Raw genomic sequence first — 20,383 nt, forward strand, 5'->3', positions numbered from 1 at the left:
TTGCTGCAAAAAGGGACTATTTTAGCTGGAAGATATGAAATACTCGAACATATCGGTTCCGGAGGTATGGCAGATGTATACAAAGCCAGATGCCATAAATTAAACCGTTATGTAGCAATCAAAGTTCTGCGCCGGGAGTATTGTGATAATGAAAGCTTTGTGCGAAAGTTTACAGTGGAAGCGCAGTCTACAGCCGGATTGATTCATCCTAATATTGTAAATATTTATGATGCCGGGAATGAAGAAGGTATCCATTATATCGTGATGGAACTGGCGGAAGGAATGACATTAAAACGCTATATCAGACGATATGGGCGGTTAAGTGCCAGAGAGACCGTAGATTTCGCGATTCAGATTGCAAGTGGATTGCAGGCTGCACATGAGCATCATATTATACACAGAGACATTAAGCCACAAAATATTCTGGTGTCAGACAGTGGAACGATTAAAGTTACAGACTTTGGAATTGCCAGAGCAGCAACAGGAGATGATACGATTTCATCAAGTGCGATGGGATCGGTACGTTATCTTTCACCGGAACAGGCAAGAGGCGGCTATGCCGATGAAAGAAGTGATATTTATTCTCTTGGTATCACTATTTATGAGATGGCTACGGGAAAGGTTCCTTTTGATGGGGAAAATACAGTTGCGATCGCATTGATGCATTTGCGGGATGAAATTACTCCGCCGCGTTGTTATTTCCCGGATATTCCATCCAGTCTGGAAAAAATTATTTTAAAATGTACTATGAAACAGCCGGAACAGCGATATCAGAGTGCAGCAGAACTTATTCTTGATCTGCAGAAGGTATTTTTGTCTCCGGACGGTAATTATGTATATGTGGATCCATTAGTAGATGATTCACCGACAATTCAGAGAAATACAGAAGATATAGAGAAAATTCGTAAATCCCTGACAGGAACAGAAAGAAAAAGAAACGTAGAAGAAAAGAAATCTCAAGTGGAAGAAGAGGGAGAAGAGGAAGAAGATTATAAAGATGATGCATCCATGAATCCAAAGCTTGAAAAGCTGATTCTTGTAATTACGATAGCCTTCGGTGTTTTAGTTGCCTGTATCGTCTTTTATCTTGTTGGGAATTCTCTTCATTTATTCCGGACATCTTCTAATAAAGGAACGACACAGGCAGCGGTTGAGACAACAACAGAAGCACCAAAGGAGGCAACGACTGAATCAAAGCCAGAGGATACAAAATATACAAAGATGCCAAATCTGATCGGACTTACGAAAAATGCGGCCGAAGATGAGATGAAAGCGCTGGGATTAAAAGCAGACTTTGCGTATGAAGACGGAAGCAGCAGTGCAGACAGTGATCTTATCGTAAAAAAACAACAGTATAATAAAGATGATGCGGTTGCAATTGGTTCTACAGTAAAGATTACACTTGGTAAGAAAGATTCAGCAGATGCGACAACAACTGCAGAAAAAGTGGAAGTACCGGCTATGGTGAATTATACAGAGAAAAAGGCCGAAAAAGAATTAACGAAGGCTGGACTCAAAGTAAAGAAAGCATATGCGACAAGCGATACCGTAAAGGAAGGTTATGTGATCAAACAGAGTCCAAAAGGCGGAACCATCGTTAATAAAGGATTTGCTGTAACGATTACGATCAGTAAAGGTGTAGGAAAGACAACCGTACCGTCGCTGATCGGTGTCTCACAAAGTGTTGCAGAAAGAGAGCTGAATCAGGTTGGATTAAAGCTTGGTACAGTAAGCTATGACTATAGTGGAGAAGTTGGCGTAGGCGATGTTATTTCTCAGGGAATTGAGTCAGGAACATCGGTAGATAAAGGAACAAAAGTATCGGTTGTCCTAAGCCTTGGAGAACAGGAAAGTTATCGTTACGAAGGAAGCGTAAATATTGAAGAACAGCCATTTGATGAGGGGGCTTCCGGAAGTATAAAGCTTGTGTTAAAGCAGGATTCCTGGGAAAGTACCATTTATTCAAAGAGTAGTGTAAGCAATGATGATTTTCCGCTAAACATTACATTTGAGGGAGACAGAGAAGGTGGCGGAACTGTAATTATGTATGTAAATGGCAAACAATATAACACATATAGTGTAAATTTAAGTGCGATTTCAGATTAGAAGCTTGCATATTTTATGGAGGAAAGAATGACAGGAAAGATTATGAAAGGAATCGGAGGATTCTATTATGTATATGTAGAACAGCAAGGGCTTTATGAATGTCGTGCAAGAGGCATTTTCCGCAATAAAAAGATGAAACCGAATGTTGGTGACGTTGTAGATATTGATGTTTTATCTGAAGAAGAAAAAACAGGGAACCTTGTAAAGATTCATAAAAGAAAGAATCAGTTGATTCGTCCGATGGCATCGAATGTGGATCAGGCGCTTGTCATTTTCTCTATTCATGAACCAGAACCGAACTTTCATTTGCTGAATCGCTTTTTAATCACAATGGAGCAACAGGAGATACCGGTAATTATCTGTTTTAATAAGACAGACCTCTCTACAGAACAGCAGCAGGAACAGTTAAGAAAAGATTATGAAAACAGCGGCTGTATCGTCGTGTTTCAGGCAGCAGCAAAAGGCGAGGGGATTACCCAGGTAGAAGAGCTTCTGCGAGGAAAGACAACCATTATGGCAGGACCCTCCGGAGTCGGAAAGTCATCTACTTTAAATTGCATCAGCAAGGACAGGCAGATGGAGACAGGGGAAGTCAGTGAGAAGATCAAAAGAGGAAAGCATACGACAAGACATTCAGAATTAATTTATATTGGAGAAGATACCTACCTGATGGACACACCGGGCTTTAGTTCTCTTTTCCTTGAAAATATTGAAAAAGAAGATTTGAAGTATTATTTTCCTGAATTTACACCTTATGAAAATACATGCAAGTTTAACGGATGCTGTCATATTCATGAACCTGGATGTGAAGTAAAAAAAGCATTAGAAGAAGGAAAAATCAGCAAAATGCGTTATGATGATTACTGTATGTTTTATGAGGAACTGGCACAGCAGAAGAAATGGTAATGAATTAGTAATGAATTAATGAATGATTCCTATCTATCAATATGAATTTCAAAGAAGAGGAAAACAGTGACTCTGTAAGAACAGAAAGTCAGAAAGATAGAAAGTCAGAAAGGAATATCGAGGAATGCAGAAAAAGAAGAGTATTTTAATTGTAAGTGGCGGAAGCATAGATGTGGATTTTGCCAAAGAATATTTAAGAGAAAGACAGTATGACCATATTGTTGCAGCAGACTCTGGTCTTGCACACTGCAAAGAGATTGGAATAGAACCAACAGATATCCTTGGAGACTTTGACAGCCTTAGAAATTTAGAATTGTTAGAATACTACAGACAAAAAGGAATACCATTACGTGAATTTCCAACACGAAAAGATTATACCGATACACATCTTGCAGTGAAGTATGCAATAGACCTAAAAGCAGAAGAAGTAACCATTTTAGGAGCAACGGGAACGAGATATGATCATACACTTGCCAATATCAGTCTGCTGGCATTATTACGTGATGAAGGAATCGACGCACAGATTGTTGATGCCCATAACGAAATAGAAATCCTTCGTGGTCCGGCCGAGAAAAAATATAAGAAAAAATATCATCGGAAAGGCAGCGAAACAGAGCAAAAGAAAGAATACTTCTCTATTATTGCATTTTCACCAGAGGTAACAGGCATTGATGAAGAGGGATTTTCTTATCCTTTACATCAGGCAGCCCTTTATAACAAAGAAAGCATCGGTGTCAGCAACGAAATTGTGGAGAAGGAAGCTACTTTACGATTACAAAGTGGATATCTTATCGTTATGAGAACAACAGATTAGAAAAGACAGTGTAAAAAGGCGTTGTTTTTAGAAAAAATTGTGCTATAATAACCCCTGTGAAAGTTTTGAAAGTACATGATATTTACAGGAGGAAAAAAATAATGAAAAAACAACTAAAAGCAATTTCTGCCTGTCTGCTGTCTGCATTACTTGCAACAACAGCTTTCCCTTTTTCCAAAGTAGAGGCAAAGTCAAAATGGGTTGAGATCAATGGAGTCAATTACGAAATAAACCGAATGACAGGTGAATGTGAAGCCAGTCTGAATGTAACACAGGGAAAGAGCGAGGTAACAATTCCAAATAAAGTTTCCTATCAGGGAGATACTTATAAAGTAACTTTCTTTAGCTGGGATGACTGGGAGCAGGACTGGAAAGAAGAGACAAGTCGTACATATAAACCAGCAGCCGGTTCTTATCAGGCCGTACTTGAAAAGATCACTATTGCAAAAGGCGTTCGTGTTTCTGAACCAGCATGCCACTATCAGAAGCTTAAAACAATTATTTTTGAAGACCCGGCAGGAGTTTCCGGAACAGAATTTTATGATTGTCCACAGCTTCAGAGCCTCTACATTCCTAAAAAAGTAAAATACTGGCCAACGGTGAGAAAGTGCCCAAAAGTAAAGATTACAGCATCTTCTGCTAATCCGTATTTAAAAGTAATCAATAATGACATTTACTCAAAGAATGGAAAAGTTCTTTATAGTGTAGCAAGCACAAAAACAAAGTATAAAGTAAAGAAGTCTGTAAAAGAAATAGAAGATGGTGCTTTTTACAAAAATGACAGCATTAAGAGTATTTATCTTCCGGATTCTATAAAAGAAATCGGAGAAGAAGCGTTTGGAGACATGGAGAACCTCCAGTCAATCCGCTTTAGCAGATCAATCAGTGAATTAGACTATGCAATGTTTAATAAGTGTAAAAAGTTAAAAACAGTCAAGCTTCCAAAAAGAATTCAGACGATTCGCGGAAACTTTGGAGGAAAGAAAAACTGCTATCTTAAAAAAATATATATCAATGCGGTAAATTTAAAGAAGAGTAATTTAAAAAGTCTTCCGAAAAAATGCAAAGTATATGTAAAGAGTAAAAATGTAAAAAATCAGGTCAAAAAAGCTGGATTTAAAGGAAAAGTGATAATCCGGTAAAGAAAAGAGAAAAGGAAATCTTACTTAGGTATTTGTCCAAGTAAGATTTCCTTTTTTTATTTTTAATGCTGTTTTGACCCTGTTATCATTTTATACATTAAATTTAAATAATACAACGTCTCCGTCTTGCATGACATATTCTTTTCCCTCAGAACGTACAAGACCCTTTTCTCTTGCAGCAGTCATGCTTCCATTTTCAATTAAATCCTGATAACTGATAACATCAGCTTTGATAAATCCACGTTCAAAATCAGAATGGATTTTTCCGGCTGCCTGTGGAGCTTTTGTGCCACGAGTGATTGTCCATGCCTTTGATTCGATCGGACCGGCAGTAAGATAAGAGATAAGACCAAGCAGAGAATAGCTTGCTTTGATGAGCTTTTCAAGTCCAGACTCTTTTAAGCCGAGATCTTCAAGGAACATTGCTTTTTCATCATCGTCAAGTTCTGCGATCTCCTGCTCGATCTGAGCGCATACAACAAATACTTCTGCTTCACAGCCCTTCGCATATTCTCTGACTTTTTGTACAAAAGGATTTTCTGCACCATCATCTGCCAGGTCATCTTCAGAAACGTTAGCCGCAAAGATAACAGGTTTATCTGTAAGAAGATTACATTCGCTTAATAATGCCTGCTCGTCCTCATCTTCAGTAACAAATGTTTTAGCAAGCTGTCCATCTTCAAGATGTGCTTTTACTTTCTTTAAAAATTCTACTTCTGCAGCAATCTTCTTATCATTATGAGCTGCTCGTGCGGACTTGGAAATACGGCGGTCTAATACTTCGATATCAGAGAAAATCAACTCAAAGTTAATTGTTTCGATATCACGAAGAGGATCGACACTTCCATCAACATGAATAACATTACTGTCTTCAAAACAACGTACCACATGAACGATCGCATCTACTTCACGAATATTTGCAAGGAACTGGTTTCCAAGACCCTCTCCTTTAGAAGCACCTTTTACAAGTCCGGCGATATCAACAAATTCAATTGTAGCCGGAACAATCTTTGCAGAATCATACATATCAGACAGTACTTTAAGACGCTGATCCGGAACGGCAACAATACCAATATTCGGATCTATAGTACAGAATGGATAATTGGCAGACTCTGCTCCAGCCTTTGTCAGAGAGTTAAATAATGTACTCTTTCCAACGTTAGGAAGGCCAACAATACCTAATTTCATAAAAATTCCTCCTATGTTGTTTTATGTACTCCTGTAGCTTTTCCTATTCTCAAATCCCATTAATGTGAGTATTACGTACACATCAAAAATTCTGCCAGTACATTTTAGAAAATCTGGAAATCAAGAATGGAAGTCTTTAGGAGTACATCTTAAATTCATAATTTCAATCTATTATTCTAACATAGAAAGCAAGAAAAAGACAGAAGTTTTACTATAGAATTCGGTGAAATTCTTTTTTCCTTTCTCTCCGGTGAATTAAATTGAAAAATTTCTTTGGGAGGGATATAATAAATAAAATAATATGTACTCCAAGAAAGACTCCGAGAGTACATTAATAAGAACAGGAGGTTAGTGAACGGAAGTTATGCAGTACACAGATATTCGATTTCCGCATCTTGGAATTGTTCTTTCCCATGTGGGAAGATATATCTCCATAGGGGATTTTCAGATTATGTTTTACGGAATTATCATTGCATGCGGATTTCTTGTCGGTTTGTGGGTGGCGCAACAGGAGGCAAAAAGAACAGGGCAGAATTCGGAAATTTACATGGATTACCTGCTTGTTATGATGATTCCGGCGATTATTGGTGCAAGAATTTATTATGTTGTATTTTCATGGGATTCTTATAAAGACAATATTCCGGAGATATTTAATTTAAGACATGGAGGACTTGGAATTGTAGGAGGCGTGGCTATGGCGGTTCTTGTCCTTTTTCTCTTTGCAAAAGCAAAAAAGCAGAGTGCGCTTTTAATGCTTGATACGCTGACAATGGGACTGCTTATCGGTCAAATTATGGGACGATGGGGAAACTTTTTCAACAGAGAAGCTTTTGGAGGTTATACCAACGGACCACTTGCTATGCAGATTCCGCTAAAGTATTTTGAACAGTATGGCAGGGTGTCAGAACTTGAGAGTTCAGGAATCCTTAAGCATCTTGTTACACTTACTGTTCATGGGGAGAAGCTGTCTTATATTCAGGTACATCCTACTTTTCTTTATGAAGGAATGTGGAATCTTCTTCTGTTGCTTTTTATCTTTATTTATCGGAAACATAAGAAGTTTGATGGAGAACTTTTATGTATTTATCTGATGGGATATGGATTAGGACGTTTCTTTATTGAGGGACTTCGAGTAGATCAGCTGCTTATCGGTCATACGGGAATAGCAGTTACACAGGTTGTATGTATTTGTATTTTTGTTGGAGGACTGATTGGGATGGTTCTTGGGCATAGAAAGAGTAAGGCTTGCTAAAGTCGCCTGTTTATGCTATAATTCCTTAGGTTTTTACAAAAAATAAGCAAAAAGCCAATGGGCTGGAGGATGTTATGAAGCGATTTTGGAAGGATTTAAAGAGTCACTATCGCTACGCCATTTATTCTGCAAAGTCAGAATTAAAATCAGAGGTTGCCAATTCCTACCTGAACTGGATTTGGTGGGTGTTAGAACCATTCTGCTTTATGCTGATTTATGCGTTTATTTTTGGCGTTGTGTTTAATGCAAGCGAACAGTATTTCCCGGTATTTATCTTCCTTGGTATTACCGCCTGGGATTTTTTCAACCGATGTCTGACACAGAGTGTAAAGCTTTTAAAGAATAATAAGTCTATTGTAACGAAGGTATATATACCAAAGTTTATTTTACTCATATCCAAGATGTTTTTTAATGGATATAAGATGCTTTTTTCTTTTGCGATTATCGTGATCATGGTTATTTATTTCAGGATACCGATTACGTTGAATGTATTATATGTTATTCCGATATTTATCGTGTTGTTTGTAGTGACATTTGCCTGCATGACACATCTGATGCATTACGGAGTATTTATTCAGGACTTAGCGAATGTAACGAATATTGTTCTTCGTATGGTATTTTATTTGACGGGTATTTTTTATAACATTGAGAAAAGATTACCTGCGAAATATACAGGAATCCTGATGAAAGGAAATCCGATGGCACTTGTGTTAAGTGGTATTAGAAAGTGCATTTTATATGGTCAGGCACCGGATGTGAAGTGGCTTTTTATATGGTTTATTATCGGTATAATTGTTGCTGCGTTGGGAATTCGTAAGATTTATAAGAACGAAAACAGCTATGTAAAGGTGATTTAATGGAAGAGAATAGAAACAGTGCAATTAGCGTAAGAAATGTATGCATTGATTATAAGAGTTTAAAGACAGGTTCAATTAAAGAAAATCTGTTCAAAATAAAAAAAGTTGAGCAGGAAATATTCCATGCAGTAAGAAATGTTTCTTTTGAAGTTCCGGAAGGACAGATTCTTGGAATTACCGGAAAGAACGGTAGCGGAAAGTCAACGATGCTCCGGGCGATTGCCGGAATCTTTTCGGCAGACAGTGGAGAGATTGATCTTCATGGACATACCATTTCCCTTCTGTCAATCGGTGTTGGTTTTAAAAATGAACTGTCAGGAAGAGAGAATATTATTTTATCTGGTATGCTCCTTGGATTCTCAAGAGACTTCATTATGGAGAAGATGCCGGAAATCATAGAATTTGCTGGAATTGGCAACTTTATTGATATGCCGGTAAAAACATATTCAAGTGGTATGTATTCTAAGCTTGCTTTCTCAATTACAGCGATTCTTGAAACAGAGATTATGCTTATTGATGAGGTGCTTAGTGTAGGTGACCAGAAGTTTAAGAAGAAGAGTTATAATAAGATGAAGGAGCTGATCTCTAAAAGAGACCGTACGGTAGTTATTGTTTCACACAGTATGTCTACGTTAGAAGATTTATGTGACCAGATTATCTGGATGCATGATGGAGAAATCGTAATGTATGATAAACCGGAGATTGTACTTCCTGTTTATACAGATTTCATGAGATAAGTTAAATGTTATAAGAATAAATAAATGTACTCTCGGAGTCTTTTTCACAAAATCAAGTACAAAAAGATTCCGAGAGTACATATAACAGAAAAAGGGGAACGGTTGTTTTTTGATAGACAATCGTTCTTTTTCTTTAGAATTTTGCAGGTAAAACATTGAAAATAACACTATATTTATATTGCATTACAGACATTGATGATATAAAATAAAATTTAAATGGGATACGGAGGTAAAAATGGAATTTGTTCATAAATCAATCATGCTAGAGGAAGTCATTGAGTCTCTGGCAATTAAGCCAAATGGAATTTATGTAGATGGAACTTTAGGTGGTGCAGGACATTCTTCTGAAATTGCAAAAAGGCTGGGGCCGGAAGGCAGACTGATTGGGATTGACCAGGATGGAGAGGCGATTGCGGCGGCAACAAAGCGGCTGGAACCGTATAAGGATCGAGTAACGATTGTCAGAAGCAATTATGCACAGATGTGTCAGGTGCTTAAAGAACTGGGTATTTCCAAAGTAGATGGGATTCTTCTTGATCTTGGAGTTTCTTCTTATCAGCTTGATAATGCAGAGCGTGGTTTTACATATCGTGAAGATGTTCCACTGGATATGCGTATGGATCAGCGTCAGACGAAGACGGCAAGGGACATTGTGAATGAGTACAGTGAGATGGAACTGTATCATATGATTCGTAATTACGGAGAAGATAAGTTTGCCAAGAATATTGCCAAGCATATTGTTGCAGCAAGACAGGAGGCACCGGTGGAGACCACAGGACAGCTTATCGAGATTATAAAGGCGGCTATACCGAAAAAGGTACGTGCTACAGGTGGACATCCGGCAAAGAAGACTTTTCAGGCAATTCGTATTGAACTGAATCATGAGCTGGATGTGTTGAAGAATAATTTAGAAGATATGATCGACATTTTAGACGATGAAGGAAGAATTGCGATCATTACGTTCCATTCTTTAGAAGACCGCATTGTAAAGAATATTTTTAGAACCTGTGAACGTCCTTGTATCTGTCCTCCGGAATTTCCGGTATGTGTATGCGGAAGAGAATCAAAAGGTAAGGTAATCACAAGAAAGCCGATTGTGCCTGGAAGGGAAGAATTGGAGGAGAACAGCCGCTCGAAAAGCGCAAAGCTTCGTGTTTTTGAGCGGAGAATTACAAAGGAATAGAATATGCATCATAATCACAGGAGAAGAAATCTCCTTTTTTATGAGTGAAGAATGAAGGTTGGAGGTTAGAATATGGCGTTTCGTGATACATCAGAACGTTACGAGTATATTTACGGAAGTAACGTTAAAAAGTTAGATAGAGAAACTGCAGGCAGTACAAAGTCCGGCAGTCCAAAGCGTGCAGGGAATACTGCTCGTAAATCAGAATATGCAGTGGAACGAAGTAAGGCAGCAAGTGCTTATTCAGAAACGGCAATTCAGAAGAATACGGCCCGATTTCTGGCATTTGACTGGAAGTATACGCTGATTGCTGTAATCGCAGTAGTTTTATGTGCTTCCGCGGCAATGTTTTATCTGCATGGAACCGTACAGTTGAATGTAATGGAAAAGCAGATTTCAGATTTAAAGACAGAGAAGGCAACATTACTCAGCAAGCAGAATGCAATAAAAGCAGAGATTGATAAGTCCATTAATTTAGATGAAATTAAAGAATATGTAGAAAAGAATTTACATATGATCTACCCGGAAGATTCAAACATACTCCTCTATAAAGGAGAGTCTGATGATTATTTCAGACAATATGAGAGTGTAAATTCAGGAAAGTAAAAAGCAGGTGGTAAAGTGGCGAAGAAAGTAAAGAAGATGAAACGCCTGACTGACCAGATGAGAGGTAAGCTGATATTGGTATTTATAGGTATCATCTGCCTCTTTTTCATTTTGGCAGTAAGGCTTACATATTGGACAGTAAACAAAGGCAGTGAATTTGAGACAAAGGTACTCGGACAACAAAAACATGACAGCTCGGTCATTCCTTTTGAGCGTGGAAAGATTTATGACAGGAATGGAAATATTCTGGCAACAAATGAAAAGATTTACACGCTGGTATTAGAACCAAAGAATATTCTGCTTCGGAAGAAGAAATATGAAGCTGCAACAATTAACGCTTTACATGAATACTTTGGATTTAGTAAAAAGAACTTAAAAAAAGTAATCGAAGGGAATAAAGATTCCTATTATGTAGTTTATAAAAAGAATATGACCTATGATGAAGTTGCAAAGTTTCAGAAGTTCCTTGATATGGCAGATGATTCAACGAAAGGGGTGTCGGATGCTAAAAAGGCAAAGATTGAAAGTGCTAAACAAGTAAAGGGAATTTCTTTTGAAGAAGATTATAAAAGAATTTATCCATATAATTCTCTTGCTTGTCGTATTTTAGGCTTTACATCTTCAGGCAATGTAGGAAACTGGGGAATTGAACAGTCTTATAATGAACAGCTTAATGGAGTGAATGGACGTGCATACTATTATTTTAATGAGGAGTTAGATCAGGAACAGACTGTAAAAGAAGCGAAGAACGGTAACTCCGTAGTGAGTACGATTGATATGCAGATCCAGAAAATCATAGAAGAAAAGTTAAATGATTTTGACAGTAAGATTGGAAGTAAGATAACAAATGTTTTAGTTATGGATCCACAAAATGGTGAGATTTTAGGAATGGCAAGTTCAAATCCATATGATTTAAATGAACCAATGGATGAAAAGAAGCTGCTATCTTTATATTCTCAGAGTGAGATTGATGAAATGAAAGCATACACCAAAGAGAAAGAAGCAGAAGAAGCAGAAGAAGAGGAGTCAGGAGAAGAATCCTCTGAAGCAGAAACGGAACAGGAAGATAAAGATACAGAAAAGAAAAAGACGATTTATGATGCGTTCTATGAACTCTGGAGAAATGCGATCATCAGTGATACAAACGAGCCGGGATCTACTTATAAGCCATTTACTGTAGCGACAGGATTGGAAAGTGGAGTACTTACCGGAAATGAAAGTTATTTTTGTACGGGTTCTCTTATGGTCGGAAAGCGTAACATTGGATGTTCGCATATACATGGAAATATCACTTTAAAAGATGCAGTTGCCAAGTCCTGTAATGTTGCTATGATGAATATCGCATTTAATGAAGGTGCAGAAACATTTTATAATTATCAGAATCTTTTTGGCTTTGGACGAAGTACAGGAATTGATCTTCCAGGTGAGGCAGAAACAAAGAATCTTGTATATAATGCCTCGAATTATTCCAATAGTGTCACGCTTGCAACGAATGCTTTTGGTCAGAACTTCAACTGTACGATGATGCAGATGGCAGCAGGTTTTTGTTCTCTCATTAATGGGGGGAATTATTACCGGCCACATATCGTAAAACAGATTCAGAGTGATGGCGGAGATGTCGTAAAAGATGTTGGAAAAGAAGTATTAAGAAAGACCGTTTCCGAAGAAACATCAGCATCGATCCGTTCCTATATGCAGGAAACGGTAGAGAACGGAACCGGTACGAAAGCGAAGATTGAAGGATATACAATCGGAGGAAAGACTGGTACCGCTGAAAAGATACCAAGAAATAAAAAAGATTACTATGTTTCTTTTATTGGATTTACTCCGGTAGAAAAGCCAGAGTTACTGGTTTATGTAACGATTGATGAACCGAATGTATCATTCCAGGCGAATGCAGGTTTAGCAGTAGAACTTGAGAAGTCCTGTATGGAAGAAATAGTAAATGTTCTTGGAATTAAACCGGCAACAAGTACTAAGGAATAAGTTTTTGCGTATACTGATTAATAAACTATTTCTGAGGTGAGCGATATAGAGATTCATTTATTTCAGAAAAGAAAATACAATCTTGTTTTCTTATGCTTTTTCCTGGCATTTTTACTTCTGACTGGACGATTGATCTACCTAACTGTTTTTCGCTCAGAAGAATTAAGTAAAAGAGCATTAAGCATTGAGCAAAGAGAACGAACGATAAAGGCAGCAAGAGGGAAAGTTTATGACAGGAATGGAGTGGTGCTAGCAGATAATCAAGCGGTATGTTCTGTTTCTGTCATTTACTATCAGATAAAAGAACCGGAAAAAGTAATTCGGCTTTTATCACAAAAGCTTGCGATTCCCGAAAAAGAAGTAAGAAAAAAGGTAGAGAAGATATCATCAAGAGAAAAAATAAAAAGTAATGTACCAAAAGCGATAGCAGATGAGATTCGGGAAGCGGGACTTTCCGGGGTCAAAGTAGATGAAGATTATAAGCGCTACTATCCATTTGGCACACTGGCATCTAAAGTATTGGGATTTGCAGGAGCAGATAACCAGGGTATTTTAGGGCTGGAGTCCCGATATGATTCTACATTAAAAGGAACAGATGGCAAGATACTTACTATGACAGATTATCAGGGAATTGAAGTGGAGAACCTTGCAGAGGATCGAATCGAGCCGGTAAGTGGTGATGATCTGTATCTTTCACTTGATTATAATATACAATGTTATGTACAGCAGGCAGCGCAGAAAGTTTTAAAAGCAAAAAAGGCGAAAAGAGTCTCAGCTATTTTAATGAATCCACAAAATGGAGAAATCTATGCGCTTGTCAGCCTTCCGGAGTATGATTTAAATGAACCGTTTACTTTAATTGAAGAATATAAAGATCAAGGGAAGACTCAGAATGATAAGTTAAATAATATGTGGAGAAATCCTGTGATCAGTGATTCCTATGAGCCTGGATCAACATTCAAAATCGTAACAGCGACGGCAGCATTAGAGGAGAAGAAAGTAACTTTACAGGATTCTTTTTTCTGCTCAGGATTTAAGCTTGTGGAGGATAGAAAAATACGCTGCCATAAAACGCAGGGGCATGGGGCGGAGACATTTCAGCAGGGATTTATGAATTCCTGTAATCCGGTTTTTATGGAAATCGGAGCAAGAGTCGGGGCAAAAGACATGCTGAAGTATTATCAGAAGCTGGGGCTTTACGAAAGAACAGGAGTGGATCTTCCGGGAGAGGCAAACTCCATTATGCATAAACTTAGTAAAATAGGTGCGGTAGAACTTGCCACAATGTCATTTGGGCAGTCGATACAGATTACACCTTTGCAGCTGCTTCGGGCAGTAAGCGCAGGAATTAATGGAGGAAAGCTTGTAACCCCGCATCTGGCAATGGAAAAGAAAGACAGCATTACGAAAGAAATAACACAGTATGAATATCCTATAAAGCCGGGTGCGGTTTCAGAAGAAACTTCACAGACATTAAGAGAACTTTTAGAAGCAGTAGTGGCGGAGGGAACAGGGAAGAATGGGCAGGTTGCAGGATATCGTGTGGGAGGAAAGACTGCAACAAGTGAAAAACTTCCGAGAAGAAGCGGAAAGTATATTTCCTCTTTTCTGGGATTTGCTCCAGCAGATTGTCCAAAGATTCTGGGACTTGTATTGATCGATGAACCGCAGGGAGTCTATTATGGTGGTGTAATTGCGGCTCCGGTCATGGCAGAAATTTTTCAAAATGTCCTGCCCTATCTTGATAATCTGTGAAAAGAGGATTATACTGTGTAAGAATGTCTTAAACTACAATAGATAAAATGGAGGTTAAATTATGGATCATTCAATTGCAATACCAGCATTAGTTGCATTTTTTATTACATTAATATTAGGACCGGGACTCATCAGCTTTTTACATAAGCTGAAGTTTGGTCAGTTTATCAGAGAAGAGGGACCGGAATCTCATCTGAAGAAGTCCGGAACACCTACAATGGGTGGAATTTTATTTCTTGTTGGAATTTTAGTAGGATGTGCTTTTTATATCCCGGATTATAAAAGAATCATTCCTGTTTTATTCGTTACTCTTGGATTCGGACTGATCGGATTCCTTGATGATTATATCAAAGTAGTAATGAAGAGAAATCTCGGGCTGACACCGGCACAGAAAATGCTTGGACAGATTGTCATTACTGCTGTTTTTGCATTTTATATGGTGAACCATTCAGGATTAGGAACAGACGTGATTATTCCGTTTTCCGGAGGAAAAGAATGGCATCTCGGAATTTTATATATTCCAGTATTATTCGTTGTTGTGCTTGGAACAGTGAACGGAGCGAACTTTACAGATGGACTTGATGGTCTTGCCGCAAGCGTGACAACTTTAATCGCTGTATTTTTAACAGTAATCGCTGTAGGAACAAATGCAGGAATCCATCCGGTAATCTGTGCGGTTATCGGTGCCTTGCTGGGATTCTTATGCTTCAATACACATCCGGCTAAAGTATTTATGGGAGATACCGGTTCTCTGGCGCTTGGTGGCTTTGTTGTATCTACAGCATATATGTTAAAGATTCCGCTGTTTATTCCAATCGTTGCATTTATTTATTTTATTGAGGTACTGTCTGTTATCATTCAGGTAACCTATTATAAAAAGACCAAAAAGCGTATTTTCAAGATGGCGCCGATTCACCATCATTTTGAGTTATCAGGATGGCCGGAGACAAAGGTTGTTTCTATTTTCTCAATTGTAACAGCAGTATTATGTCTGATCGGTATGCTCGCGTACTAATTTAGAAGGATAGCATCTGAAAAATACGAGATATGACAATAGAAAAGTGAAAAGACACAGAGAAACTTGGAGGTTTAACATGGATTTAAAAAGTAAGAAAATACTCATTGCCGGAGCTGGAATCAGTGGAATTGGCGCGGCAGCTCTTTTAGGAAAAGCAGGAATTCCAGCGGCAATCTATGATGGGAATGAAGCACTAGATCAGGCAGCAGTTGCAGCAAAATTGCCGGAAGGAATGGAAGTATCTTTTGAATTAGGCGAATTTAAAGAAGAATTAGCAGACAAATATGATATGCTGATCTTAAGTCCGGGAATTTCCATTCATCAGCCTGTAGCACAGGCATTTTATGTAAAAAATAAACCTGTATGGGGAGAGATTGAGTTAGCATCACATTTTGCAAAAGGAAAGATTGCAGCGATTACGGGAACAAATGGTAAGACGACAACAACGGCTTTAGTAGGAAGTATTTTACGTGAGTACTATCAATCTGTTTTTGTTGTAGGAAATATCGGAATTCCATTTACCTCTGTAGCATTAGATACAACAGAAGATTCTGCGATCGCAGCAGAGATAAGCAGCTTCCAGTTAGAGACTACAATTGATTTTCAGCCGGAAGTCAGTGCGGTATTAAATGTGACGCCAGATCATCTTGATCGCCATGGAACAATGGAAGTGTATGCAGATACGAAGTTTTCTATTTCTAAGAAACAAAATAAAGATCAGGTGATCGTATTGAATTATGATGATCCGATTACAAGAGCTATGGCAGAAAAAGCAACGGCACATCCGGTAATGTTTAGTCGTTTAGAGGAACTTGCTGAAGGTATTATTTTAAGAGATGATACATTTATCATTAAAGAAAATGGCAAAGAAATGCCGGTATGTACAACTTCGGAAATTAAATTGCTTGGTTCTCATAATCATGAAAATATTCTGGCAGCTATCGGCATAACATATTATATGGGAGTTCCAGTAGAGAAAATCCGAGATGCAGTTATGAAGTTTACTGCAGTAGAACATCGTATAGAATATGTCGATACAGTAGATGGAGTAGATTATTACAATGATTCCAAAGGAACAAACCCAGATGCTGCGATTAAGGGGATTTCTGCCATGACAAAACCAACGATTTTATTAGGCGGCGGTTATGATAAGAAGTCTACGTACGATGAATGGATTGATGCATTCCATGGTAAAGTACGATATCTCATTGTAATGGGGGCAACAGCGCAGGCTATTGCGGATACTGCAAAGAAACATGGTTTTCATAATGTGATTTTTGCAGAGACCTTTGAAGAAGCTATGGATATTGCAAGAGAAAAGGCAAGACCGGGAGATGCAGTATTACTGTCTCCGGCATGTGCAAGCTGGGGCATGTTTAAAAACTATGAAGTCAGAGGAAAAGTATTTAAGGAGATCGTCCGAAAGTTTAAGGGGTGAATGCTGTGCAAAAAAAGTCATGGGAAAGTCAAAAGATGCGGGCGCAGGCCATAGATTATTCCATATTGTTTCTGGTACTCTTTCTTGTAGGGTTTGGACTGGTCATCTTGTATTCAACCAGTTCCTACAAAGGAAGTCTGCTACATAATGACACAGCATACTGGTTGAAAAAACAGGCATTTTTTGCAGTGATCGGAATTGCAGGAATGATGATTATTTCCAGACTGGATTATCATATCTGGAAGAAAAAATGGTGGTTTATATGGGCTGTTTACGGTGGGACAATTGCTTTACTGCTTCTTACTTTTGTAATTGGAGCCGCAAGTCATGGCTCAAAGCGATGGCTGCCACTTGGTCCGATCAGTTTTCAGCCATCCGAGCTTGCAAAGATTACGTTGAACTTGTTTCTAGCTGCATATATAAGCAGCAGGGCGAGACAGATGCGCACAGGAAAGGGACTTCTGGAGCCATTTCTTCTTGTACTTCCGATTGTAGGCATCGTAGGTATTGAAAATTTAAGTACCTGTATTATATTACTTGCAATCTCCTTTATTATGATATTTGTTGCAACACCATTATATAAGCCATTTCTTGGTTTGATCGGAATTGGTGTAGCCGGAGCTGTTTTACTTATCCTTACACAGGGATATCGAATGGAACGTATTACAGTGTGGCTGGACCCGGCATCTTCTGATAAAGGGGAACAGACCATGCAGGGACTTTATGCCATAGGGTCTGGCGGCCTTTTTGGAAAAGGACTTGGGCAGAGCATGCAAAAGCTTGGTTTTCTTCCGGAAGCGAATAATGATATGATTTTTTCGGTAATCTGTGAAGAACTGGGATTGTTTGGTGCGCTGTGCGTTCTGGCATTATTCTTTGCTTTGCTCTGGCGTTTTATGGTAATAGCGATTAATGCACCGGATCTTTATGGCTCCATGCTTGTGATAGGTGTGATTGCTCATATAGGTATCCAGGTTTTTATTAATATTGCTGTTGCGACAAATACAATGCCAAATACAGGAATTCCTCTTCCATTTATTAGTTATGGTGGAAGTTCACTGGTCTTTCTTTTATTAGAGATGGGCTTGGTACTTTCTGTATCCAGATATATAAAAATAAAAAAATAAAAAGTAAAAAGACGGGGAAAGAAATAGAAAGATGGAAGAGAGAAATTTAAAACTGGTTGCAGACAATAATCCAAGAAAAAGACATCTCCTCCTGCTTCTGGTTGCTCTTGTAGTAATTATCGGATTGGGAATATATTTTCTGCTTACAGACTTTTCTATTCAAAAAGTAGAAATAAAGGGGAATGATACATATACAAATACAGAAATACTGGATGCAATGAAAGAAGATGGGTATGTGAATAACACCCTTCTTATGATTGCGCAGAATCAGATATTTGGACAAACCTACCTGCCGTTTATCGACAAGATATCTATGGACTATGATGACAGCCATATCCTTAAAGTACGTGTAAAAGAGAAGCTGCGGGCAGGCGTTTTTCAATATATGAATCAATATGTTTACTTCAACGAAAATGGAATTGCGATGGAGAGCGGGAATACCCTTTTTAACGGCGTTCCGGTTGTTACCGGTGTAAAGTTTAATGAAATGAAACTGAAAAAGAAAATACTCGAAAATAAAGTCCCGGTAAAGGAAAGTTACTTTAATACCATCGTATCTATTACGAAAAAGATTGCGACGTACAAGCTGACAGTTTCTGAAATACATTTTGAAGGAGAAGATGATATTACGCTGATTTCCTCAAAGTACAAGATATATTTGGGAAGTTCCTCCTATCTTGATGGTAAAATATCAAAAATCCCATCTATATTAAAGACAATTTCGTCAAGTTATAAACAGGGAACAATTGATATGCAGTTGTATACAGATGAAAAGCCGATCATTACTTTCAAGAATATGAAGTAAATAATTCAAAGTATCTGTAAACATTCTCCTGATTTCTCAAGGCAATTATGGAAATTTAGATAGAAGTCAGAAAAAAAAGCAAAAATTCAATTTTTCTAGTTGATTATTTCTATAAAAAACCGTATTATATAACTACATACATTTTAAAATCGGGTGAATTATATCAGATGTGAGATGCACAGAAGAAGTATGTCATGCATTGCATGATGCGCATCTCGTAGCAAGAATGCCGGGGCATTCTTGAAATTTGCGAATTTATATATTTACATAGAATAAGGAGGAGTAAAACCTTGTTGGAAATTATGTCAAACGAAGAATTAGCACAAGCTAAAATCCTAGTTATCGGTGTTGGTGGAGCCGGTAACAATGCAGTTAACCGAATGGTTGACGAAGCTATCGAGGGTGTGGAATTAATTGGAATTAATACGGATAAACAGGCTCTTGATTTATGTAAAGCTCCTACAAGAGTACAGATTGGTGAGAAGCTGACGAAGGGACTGGGAGCTGGTGCGAAGCCGGAAATCGGAGCAGCAGCAGTAGATGAGAACCGCGATGAGATCACAGAACTTGTAAAAGAAGCAGATATGGTATTCGTTACCTGTGGTATGGGTGGTGGAACCGGAACTGGTGCTGCACCTGTTGTAGCGAAGATTGCAAAGGACATGGGAATCCTTACGGTCGGTGTCGTAACAAAGCCATTTATTTTTGAGGGTAAACCTCGTATGAATAATGCACTCAGCGGAATCGAACGTCTTAAAGAGAATGTAGATACATTAATTATTATTCCTAATGATAAGCTGTTACAGATTTGTGATAAGAGAACATCTATTAAAGATGCTTTTTGTAAAGCAGATGAAGTACTCCAGCAAGGTGTACAGGGCATTACAGACTTAATCTTTAAGCCAGGTCTTATCAACCTGGATTTTGCAGATATCCAGACAGTAATGCGTGATAAAGGAATTGCTCATATCGGAATTGGTGTTGGAAGTGGTGAAGATAAGGCAGTCGATGCGATTAAGAGCGCCATGGAAAGTCCTCTTCTTGAGACAACAGTTAGTGGAGCTACCGACATTATTATCAACTTCTCTGGTGATATTGGAATTCAGGAAGTTTATGAAGCAGTATCTTATCTCACAGAAGTTGCCGGTGACGAAGCGAACATTATCTTTGGTAATGTAGAGAGCGAAGATGTACCAGATGATGAAGTAAGTATTACGATCATTGCGACAGGACTCCACGATGTTTCCGGAAAGGGAGCATCTGCTGTAAGAGTGAACCGAAAACCAGCAGCAGATAAGAATGTAGAAGGGAATGGACCTACTTATAGCGGACAGGCAATTAAGTCAGCGCAGAGTAGCAGAACTTCAGAGAATCATGAGACAACACGAACTTATGATAACAGAGACATGGAGATTAAGATTCCGGAATTCTTACAGAAAAGAAGATAATACATAAGTAAGAGT

17 protein-coding genes are annotated in these 20,383 nt (G+C 38.2%); 16 read left to right on the plus strand and 1 reads right to left on the minus strand.

Features of this window, described 5'->3' with window-relative positions; all coding sequences use genetic code 11:
• From pknB to EHLA_RS03150, 4 genes are all read left to right on the plus strand, one after another.
• On the plus strand, positions 1-2,106 hold the full coding sequence (gene pknB, locus EHLA_RS03135; RefSeq protein WP_096239286.1) for a Stk1 family PASTA domain-containing Ser/Thr kinase: 2,106 nt from the start codon (positions 1-3) through the stop codon (positions 2,104-2,106).
• A 27-nt stretch (positions 2,107-2,133) separates the two neighbouring features.
• Positions 2,134-3,012: a ribosome small subunit-dependent GTPase A gene (rsgA, locus tag EHLA_RS03140; RefSeq protein ID WP_096239287.1), complete on the plus strand. Its 879-nt coding sequence runs from the start codon at positions 2,134-2,136 to the stop codon at positions 3,010-3,012.
• A gap of 124 nt (positions 3,013-3,136) precedes the next feature.
• A complete protein-coding gene (locus EHLA_RS03145; RefSeq protein WP_096239288.1) occupies positions 3,137-3,826 on the plus strand; it encodes a thiamine diphosphokinase in 690 nt (229 codons plus the stop codon).
• Between the two features lie 101 nt (positions 3,827-3,927).
• Entirely contained in the window at positions 3,928-4,968 is a 1,041-nt protein-coding gene (locus EHLA_RS03150; RefSeq protein WP_096239289.1) for a leucine-rich repeat domain-containing protein, read from the plus strand.
• 90 nt (positions 4,969-5,058) lie between these two features.
• On the opposite strand, the gene ychF is transcribed toward EHLA_RS03150, so the two are convergent.
• Complete coding sequence (ychF, locus tag EHLA_RS03155; RefSeq protein WP_021908005.1) at positions 5,059-6,156, minus strand: redox-regulated ATPase YchF; 1,098 nt, start codon at positions 6,154-6,156, stop codon at positions 5,059-5,061.
• A gap of 364 nt (positions 6,157-6,520) precedes the next feature.
• On the opposite strand from ychF, the gene lgt reads away from it, so the two are divergent.
• The 12 genes from lgt (at position 6,521) to ftsZ (ending at position 20,368) form a co-directional block, all read left to right on the plus strand.
• Positions 6,521-7,408: a prolipoprotein diacylglyceryl transferase gene (lgt, locus tag EHLA_RS03160; RefSeq protein WP_096239290.1), complete on the plus strand. Its 888-nt coding sequence runs from the start codon at positions 6,521-6,523 to the stop codon at positions 7,406-7,408.
• Between the two features lie 74 nt (positions 7,409-7,482).
• A complete protein-coding gene (locus tag EHLA_RS03165; protein WP_096239291.1) occupies positions 7,483-8,265 on the plus strand; it encodes an ABC transporter permease in 783 nt (260 codons plus the stop codon).
• Complete coding sequence (locus tag EHLA_RS03170; protein ID WP_021907997.1) at positions 8,265-9,002, plus strand: ABC transporter ATP-binding protein; 738 nt, start codon at positions 8,265-8,267, stop codon at positions 9,000-9,002. The genes EHLA_RS03165 and EHLA_RS03170 overlap by 1 nt, the downstream gene beginning before the upstream one ends.
• Positions 9,003-9,237: 235 nt before the next feature.
• On the plus strand, positions 9,238-10,185 hold the full coding sequence (gene rsmH / locus EHLA_RS03175) for a 16S rRNA (cytosine(1402)-N(4))-methyltransferase RsmH (RefSeq protein ID WP_096239292.1): 948 nt from the start codon (positions 9,238-9,240) through the stop codon (positions 10,183-10,185).
• 72 nt (positions 10,186-10,257) lie between these two features.
• A complete protein-coding gene (locus tag EHLA_RS03180; protein ID WP_096239293.1) occupies positions 10,258-10,791 on the plus strand; it encodes a hypothetical protein in 534 nt (177 codons plus the stop codon).
• 15 nt (positions 10,792-10,806) lie between these two features.
• Positions 10,807-12,777 (plus strand): peptidoglycan D,D-transpeptidase FtsI family protein, encoded by a 1,971-nt coding sequence (locus tag EHLA_RS03185; protein ID WP_173854259.1) that lies wholly within the window; start codon positions 10,807-10,809, stop codon positions 12,775-12,777.
• 36 nt (positions 12,778-12,813) lie between these two features.
• The gene (locus EHLA_RS03190) at positions 12,814-14,532 is read left to right on the plus strand and encodes a peptidoglycan D,D-transpeptidase FtsI family protein (RefSeq protein ID WP_096239294.1); all 1,719 of its coding nucleotides are present in this window, start codon (positions 12,814-12,816) and stop codon (positions 14,530-14,532) included.
• A 61-nt stretch (positions 14,533-14,593) separates the two neighbouring features.
• Positions 14,594-15,547: a phospho-N-acetylmuramoyl-pentapeptide-transferase gene (gene mraY, locus EHLA_RS03195; protein ID WP_096239295.1), complete on the plus strand. Its 954-nt coding sequence runs from the start codon at positions 14,594-14,596 to the stop codon at positions 15,545-15,547.
• A 79-nt stretch (positions 15,548-15,626) separates the two neighbouring features.
• Positions 15,627-16,988 carry a UDP-N-acetylmuramoyl-L-alanine--D-glutamate ligase gene (gene murD / locus EHLA_RS03200; RefSeq protein ID WP_096239296.1) on the plus strand — a complete coding sequence of 454 codons (1,362 nt, stop codon included), beginning with the start codon at positions 15,627-15,629 and terminating at the stop codon, positions 16,986-16,988.
• Positions 16,985-18,115 (plus strand): FtsW/RodA/SpoVE family cell cycle protein, encoded by a 1,131-nt coding sequence (locus tag EHLA_RS03205; RefSeq protein WP_227082887.1) that lies wholly within the window; start codon positions 16,985-16,987, stop codon positions 18,113-18,115. Before murD ends, EHLA_RS03205 begins: the two co-directional genes overlap by 4 nt.
• Positions 18,116-18,146: 31 nt before the next feature.
• Positions 18,147-18,920 (plus strand): cell division protein FtsQ/DivIB, encoded by a 774-nt coding sequence (locus EHLA_RS03210; protein ID WP_096239297.1) that lies wholly within the window; start codon positions 18,147-18,149, stop codon positions 18,918-18,920.
• 302 nt (positions 18,921-19,222) lie between these two features.
• Entirely contained in the window at positions 19,223-20,368 is a 1,146-nt protein-coding gene (ftsZ, locus tag EHLA_RS03215) for a cell division protein FtsZ (RefSeq protein ID WP_334293556.1), read from the plus strand.
• Positions 20,369-20,383 lie beyond the last annotated feature (15 nt).

Source organism: Anaerobutyricum hallii (assembly GCF_900209925.1).
GTDB classification, from domain to species: domain Bacteria; phylum Bacillota; class Clostridia; order Lachnospirales; family Lachnospiraceae; genus Anaerobutyricum; species Anaerobutyricum soehngenii.